Origin of the sequence: Synechococcus sp. Nb3U1 (assembly GCF_021533835.1) — a bacterium.
Classification (GTDB): Bacteria; Cyanobacteriota; Cyanobacteriia; order Thermostichales; family Thermostichaceae; genus Thermostichus.
Genome location: NZ_JAKFYQ010000002.1, coordinates 503056 through 522737 on the forward strand (window position 1 = coordinate 503056; position 19682 = coordinate 522737).

A 19682-nucleotide genomic window follows, 5' to 3' on the forward strand; every position below is an offset into this window, starting at 1 on the left:
GAGTTAAGCAAAAAACCTTATGAAGTAAGAGATTAACCTGAATCTACTGTATCAGATAACGTTAGAAAAGGCTCTACTTAGATAAGCTATGGGTTTCGGATCACCCCAGAGCCGCTAATGGGAACTGCAGTAATAATTCCCTCACCGTCCGACTCTATAACTACTCCAGTTGTCACTCCATCAACAACAGGTAGGGATCCGTCTGAGTTCATGACAAGATACCTTACTGGAGCTTCTGCATTAGTAAATCTTGGGCCGGAAGGTGATGTGTGAATAGTGCCTTGTCCTGGTTCATTCTGTTGTAACCAGCCTAATCCTGACCTTGTAGCAAGGTCTGCTGCTGTTTCTGGGATCTTTTGAGGTGTCCAACTGGGGGGAAACTCCGTCTTTCCAGGATTACCAACTCCAGATAGGTGTCTCCCACCACTAGCATCACTGTAGAGAATATGTTTTTCTCTTTGGGGGCTAATAATCCCCTCGTAGAAAGGGGATCCCATGGTCACACTCAGATGAGGGTCGGACTGCCGGATTGTCCAAATCTCGGCAACCCGGGATGGCTCTGCTGGAAAGGATTCCGTTTCTGAGATGCCTACTTCCTCAGGATCAAGGATTGTCGTCTCCGGCAAGGTGGGAGGTGCTTCTGGCAGAGGGAAGCTAGGTAGAGGGAGGGCCACAGGGATCCTGTTTTGGAACGCATCGGTGAGTTCATATTCTGGTAAGGGCAAAAACAACGGCTCATCCGGCGGAACCGCCAAGCGGGTGGTGACCAGCCCAACATTCAACTCCACTCCCTGCCGAGCGGCCTGCACATTCAATTCCCGAATCGAATCCGTGTAGATGTACACCACCGTCACCCCAGCTGTCGCCAGCGCTACCACCCCTACCCCTGGCAATAAGGACAGCAAGAGCGGCACAAACTTAGCTGAAATAGCAACAACTGCTCCAGAAGCCAGCAAAAGGTCAATTTCACTTGCCGGTAGAGCTGGAATGTCAACACCTGCAACCACCACCACAGAAGTTCGAACCTCTATAGGAGGCGGAGCCATCTCATTCAAATTGGGCTCTGGGGGTTCTGGAACGGGAATAGAAGGGGGAGGGGTGAACCAAGCTGGGAGCCAAAGACTCAGAAGCGCTGCCACAGCTTGCCAAAACAACCCCCAAAGCGGGGACAAACAGCTTCCATTGCCGCCAGGGATGATTTTCACGTCGGCATCTTCATAGGATCTGGACAATATGAAATTCAAATCAAGTTGGAAGAGAGCTTAATAGCTCGGGATGAAGATTGGGTTAAGGTCGACAAAATATTTCATTAAATTTTGAGAGCCTCCGTTGATATCCGGAAGCTGTCGGAAGGTGCGGAGCCAATTTTCAATGCAGGCTTTCAAAAAGGGAGGTAGGGTTATCTTGGGCGCTGTACTGGACGGGCTGCTAGGGTAGTGGGATGACTGCTCTGCCGCTGACTTATCGCTTTCAGTCTCCCCGCCAAGCTAGCCTGGGATCCACGCCGCTGCTGCTGATGTTGCATGGGATCGGTAGCCACGAAGGGGATCTGATCCAACTGGCTCCCTACTTGGATCCGCGCTTTGCTGTGCTCAGTTTGAGGGCACCGATTCCCCTCAGTATGGGAGGATTTGCCTGGTTTGAGATGACCTGGACAGAAGAGGGGCCGGTGGGGAATATCCCTCAAGCTCGCACCAGCCTGCGGCTGCTAAGTTCCTTCCTAGATCAGGTTCTGCAGGAAGGGATCCCGGATACAGCTCTCGATTCCGCTCGAATATATTTGATGGGGTTTAGCCAGGGGGCAATCATGAGCCTCTATTTAGCCCTTATCCAGCCAGAAAAACTAGCTGGGATCGTCGCCATGAGTGGGCGTTTGCCCGAAGAAGTTGTGGCCGAAGCGGTGGAGCCTGAGCGGATGAAAAACCTGGCCATCTTGGCGGTGCATGGAACTGAAGATGCCGTTCTGCCCATACCCTTTGGCCGCGAGATCCGCGACTATTTTACCCGACTGCCTCTGGACTTTACCTACCGAGAGTACGACATGGGCCATGAGGTTTCCCCCCAGAGCCTTTTGGATATTCAGGACTGGCTACGGGGACGATTGAATTGAGTGGAGGAGAAGGGTCCTAGGTCAGGGATCCCTGCCCTGCCCCCCCTTGCTAGACCGACACCGCGCCCACTTTGGCCATCAAGTCATCCAGCTCGCTATAGTCGGGCAAAGTGGTATCGATCGCCTTCCCCTGGCGCAGCACCACGCGGTCATGCTGAGGGCGAGAGAGCAACTCGTCAAAGCCTCGCCCCTTGAACAACACCAAATCGGCCATCAAACCCACCCCAATTTGTCCCCGATCCGACAGGCCCATGACACGGGCTGGGGTTGTGGTAATCGCCTGGGGCCAGTCTCCGTAGGGAGTATCCAGGTGCAGAATGCGAGTTGCCTCCCGGAACACCTCTAGGCCATCGTGATCCCCGAAGCCATAAAAGGGATCCCGGCAGTTGTCACTGGCCACCATCACCGGCACCCCTAGGGCCTTGAGTTCGTGCAGCAGGGTCACCCCCCGCCAATAGGGGGTATGACCAGGGTTGCGATCTTGCAAATACAAGTTGCACATGGGCAAGCTGACCACGGCAATTCCAGCTTCTCGCACCATATCCATGGTTTTGTGAGCCACTTCCGGCGGTTGCACCGCCAAACTACAACAATGGCCACAGACCACTGAGTTGGGAAAATTGCTGCGCAAGGCTGCTGCCGCCACATGTTGCAGGGTGATCGCCTCCGGATCATGGGTTTCGTCAGTGTGAAAGTCCAGATCCAAGCCTCGCTCCTTGGCCAAGGCAAACACCCGATCCAACTGCCGATCCAAGTCTGGACCCATCGCTGTGACGCCACCAAGGATCCCGCCTACGTCCGCCACTTTGTCCGCCAGCTTTTCCCCCTCTGGGGTGAGGAAATACTCCAGGGCCAAGATCGTGACTGCCTGGAGCTCTAGCTTGCCGGCCCATTCCTGACGTAACTGAGCAAATACATCCAGGTTAGCAATGGTTTGGGGACTGGTACAGGAGATGTGGGTGCGTACCGCCTGGGATCCATGAGCATAGCTGCAGCGCAGGCCAAAATTGAAACGGCAGTAGACATCCTCCCGGAATTGCTCCGGATCACTGGCATAGACCTGTCCCATCTTTTCCCAATCGTCACGGGCGGCCTGGGCAGCACTGGCAAAGGTGCCATCGGGGTTGCGGGTGCGGGTCCACACATGCCCTTTATCGAGATGGGTGTGAATATCCAAAAAGCAAGGCCACACCTGTCCCCGTTTGAGATCCAGGCTCAGGATCCCTTCTGGAGCAGTGCTGTTGGCCGGTTGGATCTGAGTGATCACCCCCGCCTGAATCTCCAGATCCAGCAAGACCAGATTGTCTGGGTTGAGGGTGGCCCCAGGTACCAGATCTCTGAGAACCGAGAGGGGCACTTGGGCATTGAGCAACCGGTAGTGGTCAACGCTGGGGATCTGCATGGTGGGCATCAAAAAAGTGACTCCCAATTTTAAGGGGATCCCAGCCCGTCAGGATGGAGCAAATGCTACGGCACAAACAGTTCCGAAGGCTCCCCCTTCAGAGGGATCCCTGTCTCTGATCAACCCAGAAGGAGCTCTCTACTAACTCGTTCTAGGCAAACTGGCCCACCACCTGCATGGCAAAACTGAGCAAAATAAATGCCAACCACGGGGAGAAATCGAGGCCGCCAATCGGGGGGATAATGCCGCGAAACAGGTTCAGATAGGGATCCGTCAGTTGGCTGAGCACCGACAGAATCGGGTTCGACCAGTTCAGTTGTGGGAACCAGCTCAGCAAAATGCGCACGATGAGCAGCACGTTGTAAATGACGATGAACTGGTAAATCGAGCGAAACAGCAACGACCCGGCGGTGGTGTAGACCAACCCAAAAGAGAGGCTATCCATCGAGATCAGAGGGGACAAAAGGTGGCTGAGCATCATGGTTGGGAAAAGCGGGAGGACAGTAAATACAATCGGTTGATAAAAGCAAGCATCCGGTCAGGCTTGGAACCAGATGCACCAGACCGACACCGCTTCTAGTTTGGCATGGACGGAGAAAAAACTGGGCCATACAGGGATTCCTTCTGGCTTATCCTCCCATCTTCTCCTGGGGAGCTGAGGCCACATCCTTGACGATTAACTGGGCGCGGGTGGCCTGAATAGCCTCATTTAACTCCGCGATCTTGGCTTCTAGAGTACGTCGGGCCTGGGTAATGCGCTCTGCTTCGGTCTCCCAGGCGTTCCAGTCGTTGGGGTTAACAATAGCCGAGGTTGAAGAAGCGCTGATGCGCGGCCGTCCCGTGGTCATGGGCATAGATTGGGTACCATTCAGCCGCTCCGGATCCCGGCGTTGGCCCTCAGGGGATCCCTTAGCGATCTTGGGGGCGAGCACAAACCCGATCACCCCACCCAGGATCCCTCCCAACACAGCTCCCGTTACCACACCCGCAATGAAATCACCCTGTTGATCTGCCACGTTTTCGTCCAGGTAAGGAACTCAGTTTATCTTCTTCCGTTCTACCTTTCCTGACCCATTCCCGCCAGCAAGTCCGGCCAAGCTTGCGGCAGTCGCCAGCGGCTAAGCTGTTTCAGATGAGCCTGCACCTGTTCCCCCAGTTCGGCAAAGGTGTCTTGCAAAACAAAGGGATTGGGCAGGGATCCCATTGTGGCTTGCCAGAGGTGGGTTGGGGAAATTTCGGGGCTGAGCAAATGCCACAGGCGCTGCAACTCTTCAAAGTGAATGCGGTCATCTTCCGTAAGGGAAAGCACCAACTGGCGGCGCAGGGTACGAGCCTCCTCCGACATCAAGTAGCGCAGGCCCATCCGGGCGGTGGGCACCAGATCCAGCCCCCCATCGCTACGAGCAATTTGGATCAGGTTCTCCAGACGGTTCCAGCGGAATTTGCCCTCCTTAATCAGCACCTGCAGCAGGCGCTCCCGAATGCGCGGGGATTCATCCGTCAACAGGCGCTTGGCTACATAAGGGTAGGCCACCCCGACAATGCGAAACTGCGGATAGAGGCTGAGAGCTACCCCTTCTTGGGTCACCAAAGAGCGGATCACCAAGGCAAAATGCGGCGGCACCTGAAAGGGATAGCGATACATCAAATCCGAAAACTGATCGGTGGCGGTTTTGAAGTTAAAATTACCCACCTCCTGAGTCAGTACATCCGCCAACACCGTTTCCAAGGCTGGGATCAGCTCTTGACGGTTGACATTGGGCTGCAAAAAACCAAGATGAATAAAATCATCGATGAGGGTGTTGTAATCTCGATCCACCAAATGTACCAGCGCATCCACCAGGTATTCCTTCATCTCCTGGGTGAGCTGATCCATCATGCCGAAATCGATATAGGCCATGCGGCCATCGGCGAGGGCAAACAGGTTGCCAGGATGGGGATCCGCGTGGAAAAACCCGTATTCCAGCAGTTGCTTGAGGGCCGAGACCACGCCAATGCGTACCAGTTGCTTCACCTCCAGATTGGCCGCTTGAATGCGCTCGATATCCGTTAGCTTGATGCCGTCGATCCACTCCAGCGTCAGCACCCGGCGGGTGCTGTAGGCCCAGAAGATGCGGGGCACGTACACGTCCGGATCCCCGCGAAAGTAGCCAGCAAAGCGTTCGCAGTTGCGCCCTTCGTTCAGGTAATCGATCTCTTCGTAGAGCTTGCGGCCAAACTCATCTACCACCGCCGTCAGGGTATTGCCCAGGTTCAAGGGCAGCCAAGGGGCCAACCACGTCGAAGCCCAGCGAATCAGGTACAGATCCAAACTCAGCCGTTCTCGCAAATGGGGCCGCTGCACCTTCACCGCCACCCACTCGCCACTGTGCAATTGGGCTTTGTACACTTGGCCCAAACTGGCAGCAGCCACTGGCTCAGGAGAAATCTGAGCGTAGATCTCGGCAATCGGACGGCCCAACTCCGACTCAATCCGGGCGTAAGCTTGTAAGGACGGGAACCCGGGCAACTGATCCTGCAATTGGGTCAGTTCTTCTAGAAAATCTTTGCGAACCAGATCCGGTCGGGTGGAAAGGGCCTGTCCCACTTTGATAAAAGTTGGCCCCAAATGGGTGAGCAGCTTACGTAACTGCACTGAGCGCTGACCGACATTGCGATCCGTATGGCCCCAGAGCTGATCCCAACGCAAGCAAAGCACAAACCAAAAGAGGGGCCAGAGGATTGCTAGAGAACGCCCGATCACCTGAGGCAGTCGCCAACGGTAATAACGGGAGATGTATTGAGGATCGTAGGCTTCTAGCGAGGCGATGGACTGGGGCTGGGCAGGCACGCTTGGATCAGCTCACAACACTAAAAGTCACTTTATCTATCGTAATCCCAGTCGAAACCAATGGGATCCGCCCAATACCGTTAAATCACCTAAATAACCGTATTGTCGGGGATAACCGAGTCTTTGATGATCGTGACAATGCCATTGCTGATCCAGATCCCTTCGTCTTCTCGTTCGGCTTCCGTGATGTGATCTTTGTTGAGAATGCGCACGTTACGCCCGATACGAGCGTTTTTATCCACAATCGCGTTGACGACATGGGAGTTGGCCCCAATGCCCACCGGTGGGATCCCTTCGTTTAGCTTGGCCTGCCGCTCCTCCGCTGACTCGTAATAATCTGCCCCCATCACCAGCGTATTTTCCACAATGGTGTTTGCCTCTAGGCGGCTGCGAATGCCGATGATCGAGTTGCGAATTTGCGCGTTTTTGATGATGCAACCATCGGCAATAATGGAATCCGCAATGTGGGCGTCAAGGATCTTATTGGGGGGCAAGAAACGCGGGCGGGTGTAGATGGGCATCTCGCTGTTAAAGAAGCTGAAGGGAGGGTTGGGCTGCTTTACCAGTGAGAGATTGGCTCGGTAGAACGCTTCGATGGTACCGATATCTTCCCAGTAGCCGTTGAAGAGATAGGCTTGTACATGGTACTTACCGATAGCGGCAGGCAACACCTCTTTGCCGAAATCGGTGTGTTCCTTCACCTTCAGCATCTCGATCAGGGCTTCCCGCTTGAACACGTAAATGCCCATGGAGGCGATGTAGGGCTTGGCTTGTGCTTCTTCGGGGCTGAGGCCGAGGGCTTGGGTATCCACTTGGCAGGTTTTTAGTAGCTCCCCTTTCGGTTTTTCTTTGAAATCAATAATGCGCCCGTTCTCGCCAATCTTAAGTAGGCCGAAGCTAGAGGCGACATTCTCTGCACAGGGCAACACCGCCAACGTTACATCTGCCCCCGTCTGCCGGTGATGTTCGATGAAGGGGCGATAGTCCATGCAGTAGAGGTGATCGCCGGAGAGGATCAGATACTCCTTTGGTTTCCAAGACTCCATCAGCCAGAGATATTGCCGCACCGCATCGGCTGTGCCCTGGAACCACTCCGGGTTCTCTGGGGTTTGCTGGGCTGCCAACACATCCACAAAGCCACCGCTAAAGGGGGAAAAGCGGTAGGTATTGACGATGTGACGGTTCAAGGAGGCGGAGTTGAACTGCGTCAGGACGTAGATCTTTTCAATGTGAGAATTGATACAGTTGCTGACCGGAATATCGATCAGGCGATATTTCCCTGCCAAGGGTACAGCGGGTTTGGCACGGCGTTTGGTGAGGGGGTAAAGACGGGTGCCACGCCCGCCTCCTAAGATGATCGCCAATACCTCGCGCATGGTTTTCCTCCAGCTTACGGCCAGGCTACAACCACTAGCATAGACCGCCGTGGGGCCACCTGAACCGCCTGCCTGGATGGATCCCAAAAGAGGGAATGGGGGAAGATCCTGAAGAGGCACAGCCAGCACAGGGAGAGTTCATGGCACGGATCTTGGCGTTTACCAACAATAAAGGGGGCACTGGCAAGTCCACCCTCTGCGTACATGCGGCACAATTGATGGCGCAACGAGGGGAACGGGTGTTGCTCATCGATCTCACTTCCCAAGCCACCGCCAGCAGCCTTTACCTAGAAGAGGCTGGATCCCTGCTGGAGTCGGAAACGGTTTGGGCCAGTCTACACCCGCAGCAACAACGCCCCTTGCAGGAGGTTGTGTATAGCACTGACAAGGGGGTGGATGTGGTGCCCTCCCACAGCACCATGGCGGAGGTTGCCGCACAACTGGCGGCGGCTGGATCTTTGGGGCAGGATCTGTTGCAGCAGCAGCTTGGCCCCCTCGTAGGCGACTACGACTTTATCTTTCTGGATACGCCGGGGGAGCTGAATGCCCTCACGGCCAATGCCCTTTGGGTGGCTCAGCGGGTGGTGATTCCCACGCGGCTCAACCGAGCCGATTTTTCGTGTACGGAGGTGACGTTGCGCTACATCGGCGCTCTCAAAGGTGAGCTTACCCAGGCCCGCACTGTGTTAACCATGTTGGATGATCGCTATTTGCCAGGAGGCATTTGGTCGGGATCCCATACGGGCCAGTTGTATGTGCAAGCGCAACAGATTTTTGCGGATGTGCTTTCACCCGTTACTATTCCAGATAGCAGTGATTTGCGTACAGCCTTCGACTATGGCCTGACGGTGATGGAATATCGGCCTGGGGCAGTGGTGTGTCAGCGGTTGCTGCAGTTTGTTGAGCATGAGGTGCTCTTGTGACTGGATCTGACCGTAGCCTATTTTCTTCTTCGGGGGGCTCTTCCCACCGCTCCAGCGGAGCTCGACGCAAGGCGAGCGCAAGCGCTAAGTTCGGGTCAGAACCCACTTCTGAATCCAGCTCTTCTCAGGAGGAACCCTCAATGTCTTCAGCAGAAGTGGAAGCCCTCAAAAGCCAACTGGCGGAAAGTCAGCAGCACCTGCAGGACTACCAAAACAAAGTCTCCAGTTTGCAAGCCCAGTTGCAGCAGGTGAGTGCCCATCGGGATGAGCTGCAGAAGGCACTGGCACAGTTGCAAATTGTTGCGGACGAGCGGGCCAAAACCATCCAAGAGTTGCAGAATCGCAAAGGACAAACCCCAGTTCAGCCAAAATCTCAGCCCCAAGCTTCTCCACTTCCTCCCCTGCACACGCAAAAGAAGATTATGAATCGGCCCATTTTCGACAATGTATCGGCTACAGACGAGAAGATGCCCCCTTATTTGTTGGATTGAGGACAGGTCGGGTTTTCTGCACTGATCTAGGGGATTGCTCTACACCAGGGATCCCTGGGAGCGTTAATCTGGATCGGGTTCGGAATTGAACGGATTCTCAGTGCGTTGGGGTTCCGTTCCTATTTTGTGTCGGATCCCTGTCTGCTGATCAGCCTTGTCGTTATTCCCACTATCCTTACTCATGAGCCAATCTCAGCCCACTCCCTCCCCTCGTGATGCCATTCCTCCCCACGGCGGCACCCTGATCAACCGCATTGCCCCCGCCGAGCAGGTGGAGGAGCTGCGCTCGAAAGCCGAACATTGTCCTACGATTGACCTCAGCGAACGGGCCCAATCGGATTTGGAGATGATTGCCATCGGGGGCTTCAGCCCGCTGATAGGGTTCATGGGTCGGGCAGATTACCAAGCGGTGGTGGAAACCATGCACTTGGCCAACGGCTTGGCTTGGTCTTTGCCGGTGACTTTGCCGGTTGCACCCGCAGTAGCGGCAGATCTGAAAGAGGGGCAACTGCTCGCTTTGGCTTCTGGGTCAGGAAGGGTGATCGGCCTCATGGAACTGGCGGAGAAATTCACCTACGACAAAACCCGCGAAGCCCAACAAGTTTACCGCACCACTGACGACAAGCATCCGGGGGTGAAGGTGCTCTACGAGCAGGGATCCGTCTACTTGGCTGGCCCGGTCACCCTCTTGCAGCGGGATCCCCACCCCCTGTTTCCGGCTTATCAAATTGATCCTGCCCAATCTCGTCAGCTCTTCCGGGAAAAAGGCTGGAAAACCATTGTTGGCTTTCAAACCCGCAACCCAATCCACCGTGCCCATGAGTACATTCAAAAGTGTGCTTTGGAAATTGTGGATGGCTTGTTTTTGCATCCTTTGGTGGGGGCAACCAAAAGTGACGATATCCCTGCTGATGTGCGGATGCGCTGCTACGAGGTATTGATCGAGAAATACTATCCTCAAGATCGGGTAATCCTAGCAATCAATCCTTCTGCTATGCGCTACGCTGGCCCGCGTGAGGCGATCTTCCATGCGCTGATCCGCAAGAACTACGGCTGCACCCACTTCATTGTTGGGCGTGACCATGCAGGAGTCGGGGATTACTACGGTACCTACGATGCCCAGCACATTTTTGATGAGTTTCAGCCACAGGAACTGGGTATTGTCCCCCTGAAGTTTGAACACGCTTTCTACTGCACCGTCACAGGTACAATGGCCACGGCCAAGAGCAGCCCCAGCCAACCCCATGAGCGCATTCACCTTTCCGGTACCAAAGTGCGGGAGATGTTACGGCGGGGCGAAGTACCTCCACCGGAGTTTTCTCGACCAGAAGTGGCTCAACTGTTGGCACAGGCCATGCAAGAGCGCGGGTAACCCCAGTCGGGATCCCCAATTAAACACAATTAAACAAATTATAAAGAATAAAAAAGGGCCTGGAAACCTCCAGGCCCCCTTATTTCAAGCTCTTGCTCTCCAACTTCAGGCAGGTTCTGCCAAGTTAATGGTCGGGTTACGGTCGAAGAAGCCCCAGGGCATAAGCTTAAAGCCCGTCCGATGCACCGGCATCACCGGCCAGTCTTCTGGGCGCGGCACATGGGAAACCCCCAAGGAGTACCAGATTACGAGATCTTCCCCTTCTAGAGGTTGGTCATTGCTCACCCATTCGGGTAACCCTTCGCCCGGCTTGCTGTGGTTGGGGTAAAGACCGGCAGCATACAGTTCACCGGGTTGGTAGTGGGTGGCCCAGAAGTGGTGGGTGGCAAATCCAGCCCGATCCCGCACGTTGGATCCCTCTACCGGCAAGAACATAGCATTGTGGCCGGGCATGAGGACATAGCCCGTATGGGCACCGATGGCATTGGTTTTGCTGGTGGAGACGATGGCCCACTTGCGGTTGCTCATCATGTTCATATCCCGCATCGCCTCTTTTTCGCTCATCAAATGGACATCTTCCATGATGAAGGCGTTGCCCGCTGGGTTATCGGGGCCTTGGGGCAGGGGCTTGAGGTTCATCTCTACCACGCCATTGTCGGTGCCATCCACATCCATATCCAGCCGGAAGCTGAAGTAATGCTGGTGATTGGTACCGCCCACATGGGGAGCCATCAAGGGCGAGAAGGGATCCGCCTCGGCAGCAGTAACCGCATCGATTCCCTTGGCCAAGACGATCCCGGTCAAATCCGCCTGCACTTCAAAGGTGCCATCTTGGTGAAACACCCAGCTAATGCCGTAGTCGTAGTTGCCGATGGCAGCGGTCATGGTCATGACCAGTTCGCGGCTGCGGCGTACATCGTTGCGTTCGGTGTTGTAGTCGTAGTGCTTCCAGAGCATGCCGTTATCCCGCTCGTAGAGGCCGATGACCCCAGGCATCACATAGGGCTCGCCATCGTTATCAGCAAAAACGGCATCTAACAGCAGGCCATTTTCTGGCACTTCCTTGCCCAGCTCCATGGTGTTGGCCAGCAGGCCAAAGTTGTATTCCCCAACATCAAAGGCGTTGCGGAAATACCAGGTTTCGTCGGGATCCCCGTAGGGTACCACCATTTCCGAGAGGCTGACCCGGTAGAGCACCGGTCGTTCTTCATCGCCCTCTTGGTAGCGGATGGTGTAGAGCACCAGTCCCTCGCGCGGGTGCATCAGGTAGCGGAATTTCCAGCCCTGCCAGGTAATCTCGTTGCCGTTGATCTCGTAGCTGGCTCCGTCAGGGTGGGTGAGTCTCAGGGGTTTGGGGGCGGGGCGAACCGTGCCCAGCGAGGCGAGGTCATAATCAAAGCTCTCCTTGGAGAAGGCCACGATGGTGTCGTCATCAATGAGTTTTGAGACTTTGCCAGTGTTGAGGTTGACGGTGGCCAGCACCCCTTCAATAGGCGCGCTGTAGTAGTTCCAGTTGTCGCCCTTGTAGTAGGAAATGCCGCGACAGAAGCGATCTCCAGAGGCTTCCTCCTCTGGGCTTAGGTTGCCCGGTGCCCAGCAATCCACGGCCACGCGGTCAAAATCGGTGATCCCCCGTTTGCGCATCGCCTCCTGCCAGCCGGGATCCGCCTTTACTACCTCGGCGGCCAGACCAAATTCGCTGCCCACCATCGCCGGCTGCACATCGGGCACTTCCGTCCAAGCGATCAGCTTGTTTTCCATCAAATCCACAATCGCTTCGTAGGTGCGGTTGGCCTTCGGTTCGTAGACGATGGTAAAGGCTTCGCGGCGGAAGGGATCCCCTGGCTGAAAGCTGAGCACCTCGGCTTTGTCCGGCTCCTGCAGGTCGATGATCACAAAGGTGGCATCTTCCGCCAAACTTTCGGCTGCGCGGATCACACTGGCGGTGGTTTCGATTTCCTCAGCTGTGAGGGGATCCAGAGGGTGAGATACCTTAGGGGATCCCAGCGAACTGGTGATCGTCAGCGCCACAATGCTGAGGCCAAAGGCAATTGTAATACCCAATGCTTGCAACCAACGCGGCCACTGCCGCCCCATGCGCAACATAGACAAGCTCCCATTTGTAATGTATGAACGAGGCGAGGATCCCTGACCAAACCCTCCCGTCTGAAGTGGCCCTATTCAATCATGCCCGTGGCCGTACAAGTGCATCTGACGCTACGAGTTCAAGGTTTCTTTGGGGTCGATGGCAGGGATGATAGATAACCATGCCAAGGGCAGGGATCCATGCAAGCAATGAGTGGCGGGAGTATGTCGCTTGACCAACAGAGGGAATGGTTCGGTCAATAAAAAAATCAATAAAAAAATAATAAAAAAGGGATCCTACGCAAGTGTGGGATCCCCAAATATCCTTCCTCCAGTGTTTCGATCCTCAACACACCTGTGTGAGTTGAGCTGATTGTAGAAGCCCAGTTGTGAAAAAGCCGTGAAATCGGGGGGTTAGGGTGGGCATATCAGGTTACAGCCTTTTCCAGCGATACATACTACAGCCGATGCAGGCCAACCTTTTGTCCGACAAAAATTTCTTCTTGACCTTGTGTCGTCTGTGAAGTCGGAAAAGGCTGTAAGCCTTTCTTAAGTCGTTGGGAAAGCCGGCTGAGCGATGAGCGCCAATTCCACTTGGTTCTCTTGGGGTTGCGCCAATTGCACCTCCACATCCCGGCCAAAGAAACCCTGCATTTTTTTCTGGTGGCTTTCCTGCCATTGCTCAAAAGGAACCGCAGGGGAGTCGAACAGAAGCACGAGCGCATAACGCCCATTCCGCAGTTCTTCCTGGTAGCCTTTCACCTTGGGCAGATCTGCTTCCAGGGGGCCGCGCAGGCCGAGAAATTCCAGGGCATCTTCTAGGTGCGCATTGGCTCCGTAGCTGTATTTGGTAATGTCGGCGCGGACTTGCTTTTGAATCTCTGTGGCTTGTTGGGCGCGAGCTTGCATGACCTCAGCAGAGGCAACAGCTAGGGCTGGCACCGGCTTGAGCTCCACCACCTTCATGGTCACCCCTCCTAGCAACAAAGGGATCCCGGCGAAGATGCCGATCAAGTTCAGGGTGGGATCGTTGTAGTAGATAAAGCCCCAAACGGTGGTGGCGACTCCGGCAAACAAAACGAGGGTGCTGATCGGTAGGGGCAATTTTTCAAACATAACAAGCAAGGCCGTAGAAAGGGATGAAAGGTAACCTGAAAACCCAGGCTAGCAGGAAAAACGCTCCTTTCTGCGACAGCGCCTCCAACGGTAGACTTCACCCCACTTGGGATGGATAATGGCTTCACATTGCCTTTTTGTGTGTAGGGGTGGCCTGTGGTTCTGTCAAAAGCATTTCGTCGCTTACGCTCGCTCGACCGTAAGACCCAAGAACGTGCGCCGCTCTTTGAGGCCATCCGTCACTATTGCAGCCTGGATAAAGCCCCTTTTCACACACCTGGTCATAAACAGGGGCGCGGGATCCCGTCGGATTTGCTGACGTTGCTAGGGGAAAACGTCTTCCGGGCCGATTTAACCGAATTGCCGGAGGTAGACAACCTGCACGACCCGGATGGGGTGATCCTGGAAGCCCAAATCTTGGCCGCGGAAGCCTATGGGGCAGACCGCAGTTGGTTTTTGGTGAATGGCTCCACCTGCGGTGTGGAAACGCTGGTGATGTCGGTGTGCGATCCGGGGGACAAAATCCTGTTGCCGCGCAATTGCCACAAATCTGCCATCGCGGGGGTGATCCTTTCGGGCGCGGTGCCTGCTTATATCGAGCCCGATTTCGACCTAGAATTGGGCATTGCCCACGGCATTACCCCCATCGGGCTAGAACAAGCACTCCAGGAACACCCCGATGCTAAGGGGGTTTTGGTGGTTAGCCCCACCTACTACGGGGTGTGCTGTGATCTAGAATCCTTGGTTGCGATTGCTCATGCCCATGGCTTGCCCCTGTTGGTGGATGAGGCCCATGGCCCCCATTTTGCCTTTCACCCGCAGTTGCCCCTTTCGGCCTTAGAAGCGGGGGCAGATTTGGTGGTGCAGTCTACCCACAAGGTGATCTCTGGCATGACCCAAGCCTCGCTGCTGCACCTCAAGGGATCCCGTATCGACCCCAACCGGGTGCGCAACATTCTGCAACTGTTGCAATCCACAAGCCCCAACTATGTGTTGATGATGTCGTTGGATGTGGCACGGCGGCAGATGGCTCTAGAGGGAGAAACTCTGCTCAGCCAAACCCTGGCTTTGGCGGATCAAGCCCGCACTCGCCTGAATCAGATTCCCGGCATTCGCTGTTTTGGCCCAGAACGGATTGGCTCTACGCCGGGGTTCTGCGAGTTTGACCGTACCCGCCTCACGGTGACTGTGTCGGAGCTGGGGCAGTTTGGGTTTGATGCCCACGACTGGGTGAATGACCACTTCCATGTGCAGCCGGAGATGTCGACTCTGCACAATGTTGTCTTTATCTTCAGCATTGGCAATACCCAACGGGATATCGACCGTCTGGTGGAGAGCTTCACGGCTCTGTCCGAGCATTCTCAGGGATCCCCTCAATCCCAAGTGATGGCGGACAAAATGCAGCGATTGGCTCTGTTGCAGCGCCCCCCCCTTGCTCCCCGACGACTTTCCCCCCGCGAAGCCTTTTTTGCGCCGATTCACCGCATTCCGTTCCAACAAGCGGTTGGGCACATTTGTGCGGAGATCATTTCCCCCTATCCGCCTGGGATCCCGATTTTGGTGCCAGGAGAGGAAGTTACCCAAGAGGCGGTGGACTATCTGTTGTTGGTCCACGAGGCGGGTGGCTTTATCAATGGCCCGGAGGATGTGCGCTTGCAAACCCTGAAGGTGGTGAAGGCTAGCTAACTACTGACTTTTCATGTCATGAGCGGGCTCTCGCCGTTTGCGGTTGGGGTAGGGCAGGCAAGGAGCCTTCCATGGGGCTAGGGTGACGGACTACCTTCACCCGATCCACCCGTGGTCCTTCCATACGCACCACCTGAAACTCCAGGTCTTGGTAGGTGAACTTTTCGCCGGTACGCGGGATCTTCTGCAGGTGATAGATCAAAAACCCCCCAAGGGTCTGGTAATCCTCGTGGAGGGGCAGGTTGAGACCCCGGCGCTCGTTGATTTCTTCTACATCCAACTGGGCTTGAATCAAAAGGGTGAATTCGTCAATGTCTTGAATATCTGGTTCTTTCTCGTCTGGATCCGGGCCATCCGAGAGTTTGCCGACGATCTCTTCCACCAAGTCCTGGATCGTGATCAGCCCAGCTGTCCCGCCAAATTCGTCCACTACCACCACCATCGCCCAGTGCTGCTGCTTCATCTGGGGCAACAACTCCGCGATCAGTTTGTTCTCGGGCTCAAAGTGGGCTTCGCGAACGAAGCTGGTGATCGGACTTTGTAGTTCCAGGGATCCCTTGGCTAGGTGGCTCACCACTTCTTTGACGTGGATCAACCCCCGGATATCGTCTAAGGATTCGCCAAAGACAGGGTAACGGGAATGCCCTGATTCCGCCACCTCCGCCAATACCTCTTGAACGGTTGCGGTTTCAGGTACAGCATCGATGCTGGTACGGGGGATCATCACCTCACTGGCAACGGTCTCGCCGAACTCGAAGATGTTGCTCAGGAGTTCCCGTTCTTCGGCTTCAATGTTGCCCGACTCCACCGACGAGGCGATCAACAGTTGTAGCTCCTCCACCGTCATGGTGCTGTAGAAAGAGCTGTCCTCTGGGATCCGTGCCCCTAAGAATCGCAACACGCAACGGGAGGAAAACCGTGGCAGTTCCACAAAGGGTTGCAACAGACGACTCACCAAGCGATTCAGCCAGGCCAAGCGCAGGGCGATCGGCTCAGAATAGAGAATGGCCAGAGTTTTGGGGATCAGCTCCCCCATCACGATCTGAAAATAGGTGAGCAGCGAAAACACCACCACCACCGACAGCCCCTGCATGACGACTGCATCCACACTCTGAAACCAAGCCAATTGGCTCAAAGCCAGGAACAGCGTCGGTGCAACCTTGGTGGCTCCAATCCAGCCCAGCAACACACTGGCCAGGGTAATGCCCAGCTGAGTAGTGGAGAGCGAATATTCCAGCTGCTCCTGCGCTTTTTGTACCAGAGCTGCCTGACGGTTCCCTTCACTGGCCAACTGCACCATGCGCGAGCGCCGCGCCGACACCAGTGAGAACTCGACCGCAACAAAAAAGGCATTGATGGCTAAAAGACCGATGACCCAGAGGAGGCTAAGGGACGCATCTCCCCACGAAAGTTCAGAGTTGGGGAAGGCAGCCGCAGCCGCCAAGGCTAAAGGAGGGTCGTCCATCAGGGGGGCAGCGAGACGGATAGAGAGCATTCTAGCTTAGGGTGACTGCGCTACTTGCTTCCAGCCGGGAACGTCTGCCCCATCCGAGTTTCAATTGGTCATCTCAACAATTGGTCATCTCAAGTAGTCATCATTAGTCATCAATATCGAGGATCTCGCCAGTAGTGGCATCAATTTTGACCTCAATATCGTTGGTAAATTCCACTTCCCAAACCAAGCGTCCCCCTTCGCGGTCTAACTCCACTTCTTTGATCACGGCGTTGGGGACAGCGGATCGGGCGATTTGAACAGCTTCTTCGATGCGGATAGTGGGTGCTGAAGATTGGGCCAGGGCTGGTTCTTGAGCACCTCCCACCAGCAGCATTGGGCCGCTGACCCCTACAACACCGAGCAACAACAAAGAAGCGATAGAAAGTTTCATTCTTAAGTATCCGAATAGCTAAACAATGTTCATCTTAGGATCGGGGAAAGCTTGTCACAAGGGGCGTTGCCGTCTTACTACGGGGGTCAAAGGGAACTCAATCGGTGATCAAACTCCTCATTGGATTGCTGCTAATGAGCATGGTCGGGGTGTTCCTGTTCTGGCCCCAACGAGTGATCCTGCGGTACCGTAAGCCCTGGCAAGGCCACCTAGCTTGGATCTGGCAGTGGCATCTGCTGGGGGGGCTGGTTTTGCAGGGCACTCATCGTGGCTGGCAATGGCGCTGGGGATCCCTTTGTTGGCGCGGAGGTTGGCCCAAAGCTAGGAAATGGAGTCTCGCTTGGGCAGACTTGCCCCGTTTCGGCCCCGAGCTCCTCCGCCTCGGTAGACAGCTTCACCTGCAAGCTTGGCAAGGGGGCCTAGAAATTGGCTTCGCGGATCCCGCTCTCACCGGGCCAGGGATTGGCTTGATCGCAGCATTGCCTCCCCAGTTGGCACAGCACCTTCGCCTCACCTTTACGCAGGTGGGTTGGCAGGGCCAGGGATCCCTGTTGATACAGTTCCGGGGTTGGCGGGTGCTAGGGCCGAGCCTAAGGCTAGGGTGGCAACTTTTGCAAGCCAGCCATCCGCCCAGAAAGAGACTTTAGCAATAGTTCAACATCTCAACATCAAGGCTAACCAAAATAGGTGGGTTCGTTGCCAGGCTTCCACTTGATGTTGCAGCCCAGACTGGGCTTTTGCTCGGGATCGATGGGTTTGCCCGCCAAAAGATTATCTAAGGCGGCGCGTAGGTCTTTGCCAGTCACCGGAATATCCGTCAGGCTAGGGCGGCTGTCATCCAGTTGGCCCCGGTACACCAACTTGCGATCGGAATTGAACAGGAAGAAATCTGGGGTACAGGCAGCGGTGTAAGCTTTGGCCACCTCTTGGGTTTCGTCGTAGCAAAACGGAAAGGTAAAGCCCAAAGTTTCAGCCATTTTCTTTAGGTTTTCTGGGCGATCATCCGGGTATTTCTCGGCGTCATTGGCGCTGATGGCAACAATACCCACGCCACGATTTCCATAGTCTTTGCCGAGACGGGCCAATTCTTCCTGGACATGCTTCACATAAGGACAATGCTCGCAGATGAACATCACCAAGAGAGCAGGTTTATCGTCAAAGCTAGCCAGAGAAATGGTTTTACCAGTTACGACATCCGGCAGGCTGAAGTCAGGAGCTTGGGTCTGCAAGGCCAGCATGGTAGAGGGAGTGCGAGCCATACGGGGTCTCCAACTGTAAGATTTCTTTTCATCATGCTCCCAGATGAAGACAAAAATTGGCAAACCGGATCCCTGTGGCTGCTCTTACCCCAGCTTGAAGGGATCCAGGCTGGCTGGCTAAGGTAGGGATGGATTCACAATTCGTAATCCCCTTTTTGTTTTGTCAGCCTTGTCATGCCCTTTGCCCGGAGCTGTGCTTTGAGCCCCATCCTGTTCGATACGCCCTCTGCCGGACTGCCTGCTGGGTTGGTGGATACCCACGTTCACCTGAATTACCCCAATTTTGCCGAGGATCTACCCGAGGTTGCCCAACGCTGGCGAGAAGCCGGGATCCGGCAGTTGGTACACTCCTGTGTCACGCCGGATGAATTTCCGCAGTTACAGGCAATCGCCGACCAGTACCCGGAAGTGTCTTTATCGGTGGGTTTACACCCCCTAGAGGCACGCCAGTGGCAGCCGGAGATGGCGGCTCAGATTGCCCAGTTGGCGGCTAGCGATGAACGAGTGGTGGCGATCGGGGAGACAGGGCTGGACTTTTACAAGTCGGATCCGGCAGATATTGAGCTGCAAAAGCAAGCCTTTCAAGCCCAGATTGCCATTGCTCAAAGCCAAGATTTGGCCCTGATCATCCATTGCCGGGATGCCGCAGAGGCCACCCACCAGATTCTGTCCCAGGCGATCGCCGAAGGGGGGCCGGTGCGGACAGTGATGCATTGCTGGAGTGGATCCCCAGCGGAAACCCGCGAATTTGTTGCCCTCGGCTGCTTTGTCAGCTTTAGCGGCATTATCACCTTTAAGAATGCAAAGGCGGTGCGGGATTCTGCTTTGGAAGTGCCCCTGACCCAACTGCTGGTGGAAACCGACTGCCCCTTTCTGGCCCCTACCCCTTTTCGCGGCAAACGCAACGAGCCTGCCTATGTGGAGCAGGTCGCCCATACCTTAGCGGATTTGTTACATATTTCCTCCGAGAAACTGGCGGAACAGACCAGCCACAATGCCGCTCACTTGTTTCGCTTGCCCATATTGGCCTAGTTAATTTCCATCAATATCCGTATTCATACGTAAAGCATCTCTCCATTCGATATAATTTTTAACCCCGCTGGAGGGGTTGACATTCTATGCTAGAAAAAAGGGAAAAAATTTGGA

At 55.1% G+C, this 19682-nt stretch carries 19 protein-coding genes; 8 read left to right on the forward strand and 11 right to left on the reverse strand.

All coding sequences use genetic code 11. The features are described from left to right. Nucleotides 1-86 precede the first annotated feature (86 nt). A complete protein-coding gene (locus L1047_RS12890) occupies nucleotides 87-1205 on the reverse strand; it encodes a hypothetical protein (protein ID WP_235279374.1) in 1119 nt (372 codons plus the stop codon). Nucleotides 1206-1441: 236 nt separating this feature from the next. On the opposite strand from L1047_RS12890, the gene L1047_RS12895 reads away from it, so the two are divergent. Then, nucleotides 1442-2110, forward strand: a complete 669-nt coding sequence (locus tag L1047_RS12895; protein WP_235279375.1) for an alpha/beta hydrolase — start codon at nucleotides 1442-1444, stop codon at nucleotides 2108-2110. Between the two features lie 49 nt (nucleotides 2111-2159). Here L1047_RS12895 and L1047_RS12900 read toward each other — a convergent pair whose 3' ends face one another. Then, nucleotides 2160-3521 (reverse strand): cytosine deaminase, encoded by a 1362-nt coding sequence (locus L1047_RS12900; protein WP_235279376.1) that lies wholly within the window; start codon nucleotides 3519-3521, stop codon nucleotides 2160-2162. Between L1047_RS12900 and L1047_RS12905 the strand changes: the two genes are divergently transcribed. Continuing rightward, complete coding sequence (locus L1047_RS12905) at nucleotides 3511-3657, forward strand: hypothetical protein (protein WP_235279377.1); 147 nt, start codon at nucleotides 3511-3513, stop codon at nucleotides 3655-3657. The two genes, L1047_RS12900 and L1047_RS12905, sit on opposite strands and share 11 nt — an antisense overlap. A 6-nt stretch (nucleotides 3658-3663) precedes the next feature. On the opposite strand, the gene L1047_RS12910 is transcribed toward L1047_RS12905, so the two are convergent. The 4 genes from L1047_RS12910 to L1047_RS12925 all read right to left on the reverse strand — a co-directional run bounded on the left by L1047_RS12910 (nucleotide 3664) and on the right by L1047_RS12925 (nucleotide 7718). Further along, entirely contained in the window at nucleotides 3664-3993 is a 330-nt protein-coding gene (locus L1047_RS12910) for a YggT family protein (protein ID WP_235279378.1), read from the reverse strand. Nucleotides 3994-4141: 148 nt separating this feature from the next. Further along, nucleotides 4142-4528, reverse strand: a complete 387-nt coding sequence (locus L1047_RS12915; RefSeq protein WP_235279379.1) for a hypothetical protein — start codon at nucleotides 4526-4528, stop codon at nucleotides 4142-4144. Nucleotides 4529-4569: 41 nt separating this feature from the next. Beyond that, nucleotides 4570-6288 (reverse strand): ABC1 kinase family protein, encoded by a 1719-nt coding sequence (locus L1047_RS12920; RefSeq protein ID WP_443081728.1) that lies wholly within the window; start codon nucleotides 6286-6288, stop codon nucleotides 4570-4572. Between the two features lie 143 nt (nucleotides 6289-6431). Then, nucleotides 6432-7718 (reverse strand): glucose-1-phosphate adenylyltransferase, encoded by a 1287-nt coding sequence (locus tag L1047_RS12925; protein WP_235279381.1) that lies wholly within the window; start codon nucleotides 7716-7718, stop codon nucleotides 6432-6434. Between the two features lie 140 nt (nucleotides 7719-7858). Here L1047_RS12925 and L1047_RS12930 point away from each other — a divergent pair, with 140 nt between their 5' ends. The 3 genes from L1047_RS12930 to sat all read left to right on the forward strand — a co-directional run bounded on the left by L1047_RS12930 (nucleotide 7859) and on the right by sat (nucleotide 10504). Further along, complete coding sequence (locus L1047_RS12930) at nucleotides 7859-8641, forward strand: ParA family protein (protein WP_235279382.1); 783 nt, start codon at nucleotides 7859-7861, stop codon at nucleotides 8639-8641. A gap of 140 nt (nucleotides 8642-8781) precedes the next feature. Further along, nucleotides 8782-9132 carry a hypothetical protein gene (locus L1047_RS12935; RefSeq protein WP_235279383.1) on the forward strand — a complete coding sequence of 117 codons (351 nt, stop codon included), beginning with the start codon at nucleotides 8782-8784 and terminating at the stop codon, nucleotides 9130-9132. 181 nt (nucleotides 9133-9313) lie between these two features. Beyond that, nucleotides 9314-10504, forward strand: a complete 1191-nt coding sequence (sat, locus tag L1047_RS12940) for a sulfate adenylyltransferase (RefSeq protein ID WP_235279384.1) — start codon at nucleotides 9314-9316, stop codon at nucleotides 10502-10504. 105 nt (nucleotides 10505-10609) lie between these two features. Here sat and L1047_RS12945 read toward each other — a convergent pair whose 3' ends face one another. Both L1047_RS12945 and L1047_RS12950 read right to left on the reverse strand, forming a co-directional pair. Beyond that, a complete protein-coding gene (locus tag L1047_RS12945; RefSeq protein ID WP_235279385.1) occupies nucleotides 10610-12610 on the reverse strand; it encodes a primary-amine oxidase in 2001 nt (666 codons plus the stop codon). A 528-nt stretch (nucleotides 12611-13138) separates the two neighbouring features. Further along, a complete protein-coding gene (locus tag L1047_RS12950; RefSeq protein ID WP_235279386.1) occupies nucleotides 13139-13705 on the reverse strand; it encodes a DUF2854 domain-containing protein in 567 nt (188 codons plus the stop codon). 156 nt (nucleotides 13706-13861) lie between these two features. On the opposite strand from L1047_RS12950, the gene L1047_RS12955 reads away from it, so the two are divergent. Next, on the forward strand, nucleotides 13862-15391 hold the full coding sequence (locus tag L1047_RS12955; RefSeq protein ID WP_235279387.1) for an aminotransferase class I/II-fold pyridoxal phosphate-dependent enzyme: 1530 nt from the start codon (nucleotides 13862-13864) through the stop codon (nucleotides 15389-15391). A gap of 16 nt (nucleotides 15392-15407) precedes the next feature. Here L1047_RS12955 and L1047_RS12960 read toward each other — a convergent pair whose 3' ends face one another. Then, nucleotides 15408-16856: a hemolysin family protein gene (locus tag L1047_RS12960; RefSeq protein WP_235279388.1), complete on the reverse strand. Its 1449-nt coding sequence runs from the start codon at nucleotides 16854-16856 to the stop codon at nucleotides 15408-15410. 133 nt (nucleotides 16857-16989) lie between these two features. Continuing rightward, nucleotides 16990-17277: a PepSY domain-containing protein gene (locus L1047_RS12965; protein WP_235279389.1), complete on the reverse strand. Its 288-nt coding sequence runs from the start codon at nucleotides 17275-17277 to the stop codon at nucleotides 16990-16992. Nucleotides 17278-17411: 134 nt separating this feature from the next. Between L1047_RS12965 and L1047_RS12970 the strand changes: the two genes are divergently transcribed. Then, nucleotides 17412-17924 carry a hypothetical protein gene (locus L1047_RS12970; RefSeq protein ID WP_235279390.1) on the forward strand — a complete coding sequence of 171 codons (513 nt, stop codon included), beginning with the start codon at nucleotides 17412-17414 and terminating at the stop codon, nucleotides 17922-17924. A gap of 27 nt (nucleotides 17925-17951) precedes the next feature. Here L1047_RS12970 and L1047_RS12975 read toward each other — a convergent pair whose 3' ends face one another. Further along, nucleotides 17952-18536 carry a thioredoxin family protein gene (locus L1047_RS12975; RefSeq protein WP_235279391.1) on the reverse strand — a complete coding sequence of 195 codons (585 nt, stop codon included), beginning with the start codon at nucleotides 18534-18536 and terminating at the stop codon, nucleotides 17952-17954. A 198-nt stretch (nucleotides 18537-18734) separates the two neighbouring features. Between L1047_RS12975 and L1047_RS12980 the strand changes: the two genes are divergently transcribed. Beyond that, nucleotides 18735-19568 carry a TatD family hydrolase gene (locus L1047_RS12980; protein WP_235279392.1) on the forward strand — a complete coding sequence of 278 codons (834 nt, stop codon included), beginning with the start codon at nucleotides 18735-18737 and terminating at the stop codon, nucleotides 19566-19568. Nucleotides 19569-19682 lie beyond the last annotated feature (114 nt).

Excerpts from the sequence above, each read along its gene's own strand:
- L1047_RS12895 (WP_235279375.1), top strand. The coding sequence starts at position 1,442 with ATGACTGCTCTGCCGCTGACTTATCGCTTTCAGTCTCCCCGCCAAGCT.
- L1047_RS12905 (WP_235279377.1), top strand. The coding sequence starts at position 3,511 with ATGGTGGGCATCAAAAAAGTGACTCCCAATTTTAAGGGGATCCCAGCC.
- L1047_RS12900 (WP_235279376.1), bottom strand. The coding sequence starts at position 3,521 with ATGCCCACCATGCAGATCCCCAGCGTTGACCACTACCGGTTGCTCAAT.
- L1047_RS12910 (WP_235279378.1), bottom strand. The coding sequence starts at position 3,993 with ATGATGCTCAGCCACCTTTTGTCCCCTCTGATCTCGATGGATAGCCTC.
- L1047_RS12925 (WP_235279381.1), bottom strand. The coding sequence starts at position 7,718 with ATGCGCGAGGTATTGGCGATCATCTTAGGAGGCGGGCGTGGCACCCGT.
- L1047_RS12930 (WP_235279382.1), top strand. The coding sequence starts at position 7,859 with ATGGCACGGATCTTGGCGTTTACCAACAATAAAGGGGGCACTGGCAAG.
- L1047_RS12935 (WP_235279383.1), top strand. The coding sequence starts at position 8,782 with ATGTCTTCAGCAGAAGTGGAAGCCCTCAAAAGCCAACTGGCGGAAAGT.
- sat (WP_235279384.1), top strand. The coding sequence starts at position 9,314 with ATGAGCCAATCTCAGCCCACTCCCTCCCCTCGTGATGCCATTCCTCCC.
- L1047_RS12945 (WP_235279385.1), bottom strand. The coding sequence starts at position 12,610 with ATGTTGCGCATGGGGCGGCAGTGGCCGCGTTGGTTGCAAGCATTGGGT.
- L1047_RS12950 (WP_235279386.1), bottom strand. The coding sequence starts at position 13,705 with ATGTTTGAAAAATTGCCCCTACCGATCAGCACCCTCGTTTTGTTTGCC.
- L1047_RS12960 (WP_235279388.1), bottom strand. The coding sequence starts at position 16,856 with ATGGACGACCCTCCTTTAGCCTTGGCGGCTGCGGCTGCCTTCCCCAAC.
- L1047_RS12965 (WP_235279389.1), bottom strand. The coding sequence starts at position 17,277 with ATGAAACTTTCTATCGCTTCTTTGTTGTTGCTCGGTGTTGTAGGGGTC.
- L1047_RS12970 (WP_235279390.1), top strand. The coding sequence starts at position 17,412 with ATGAGCATGGTCGGGGTGTTCCTGTTCTGGCCCCAACGAGTGATCCTG.
- L1047_RS12975 (WP_235279391.1), bottom strand. The coding sequence starts at position 18,536 with ATGGCTCGCACTCCCTCTACCATGCTGGCCTTGCAGACCCAAGCTCCT.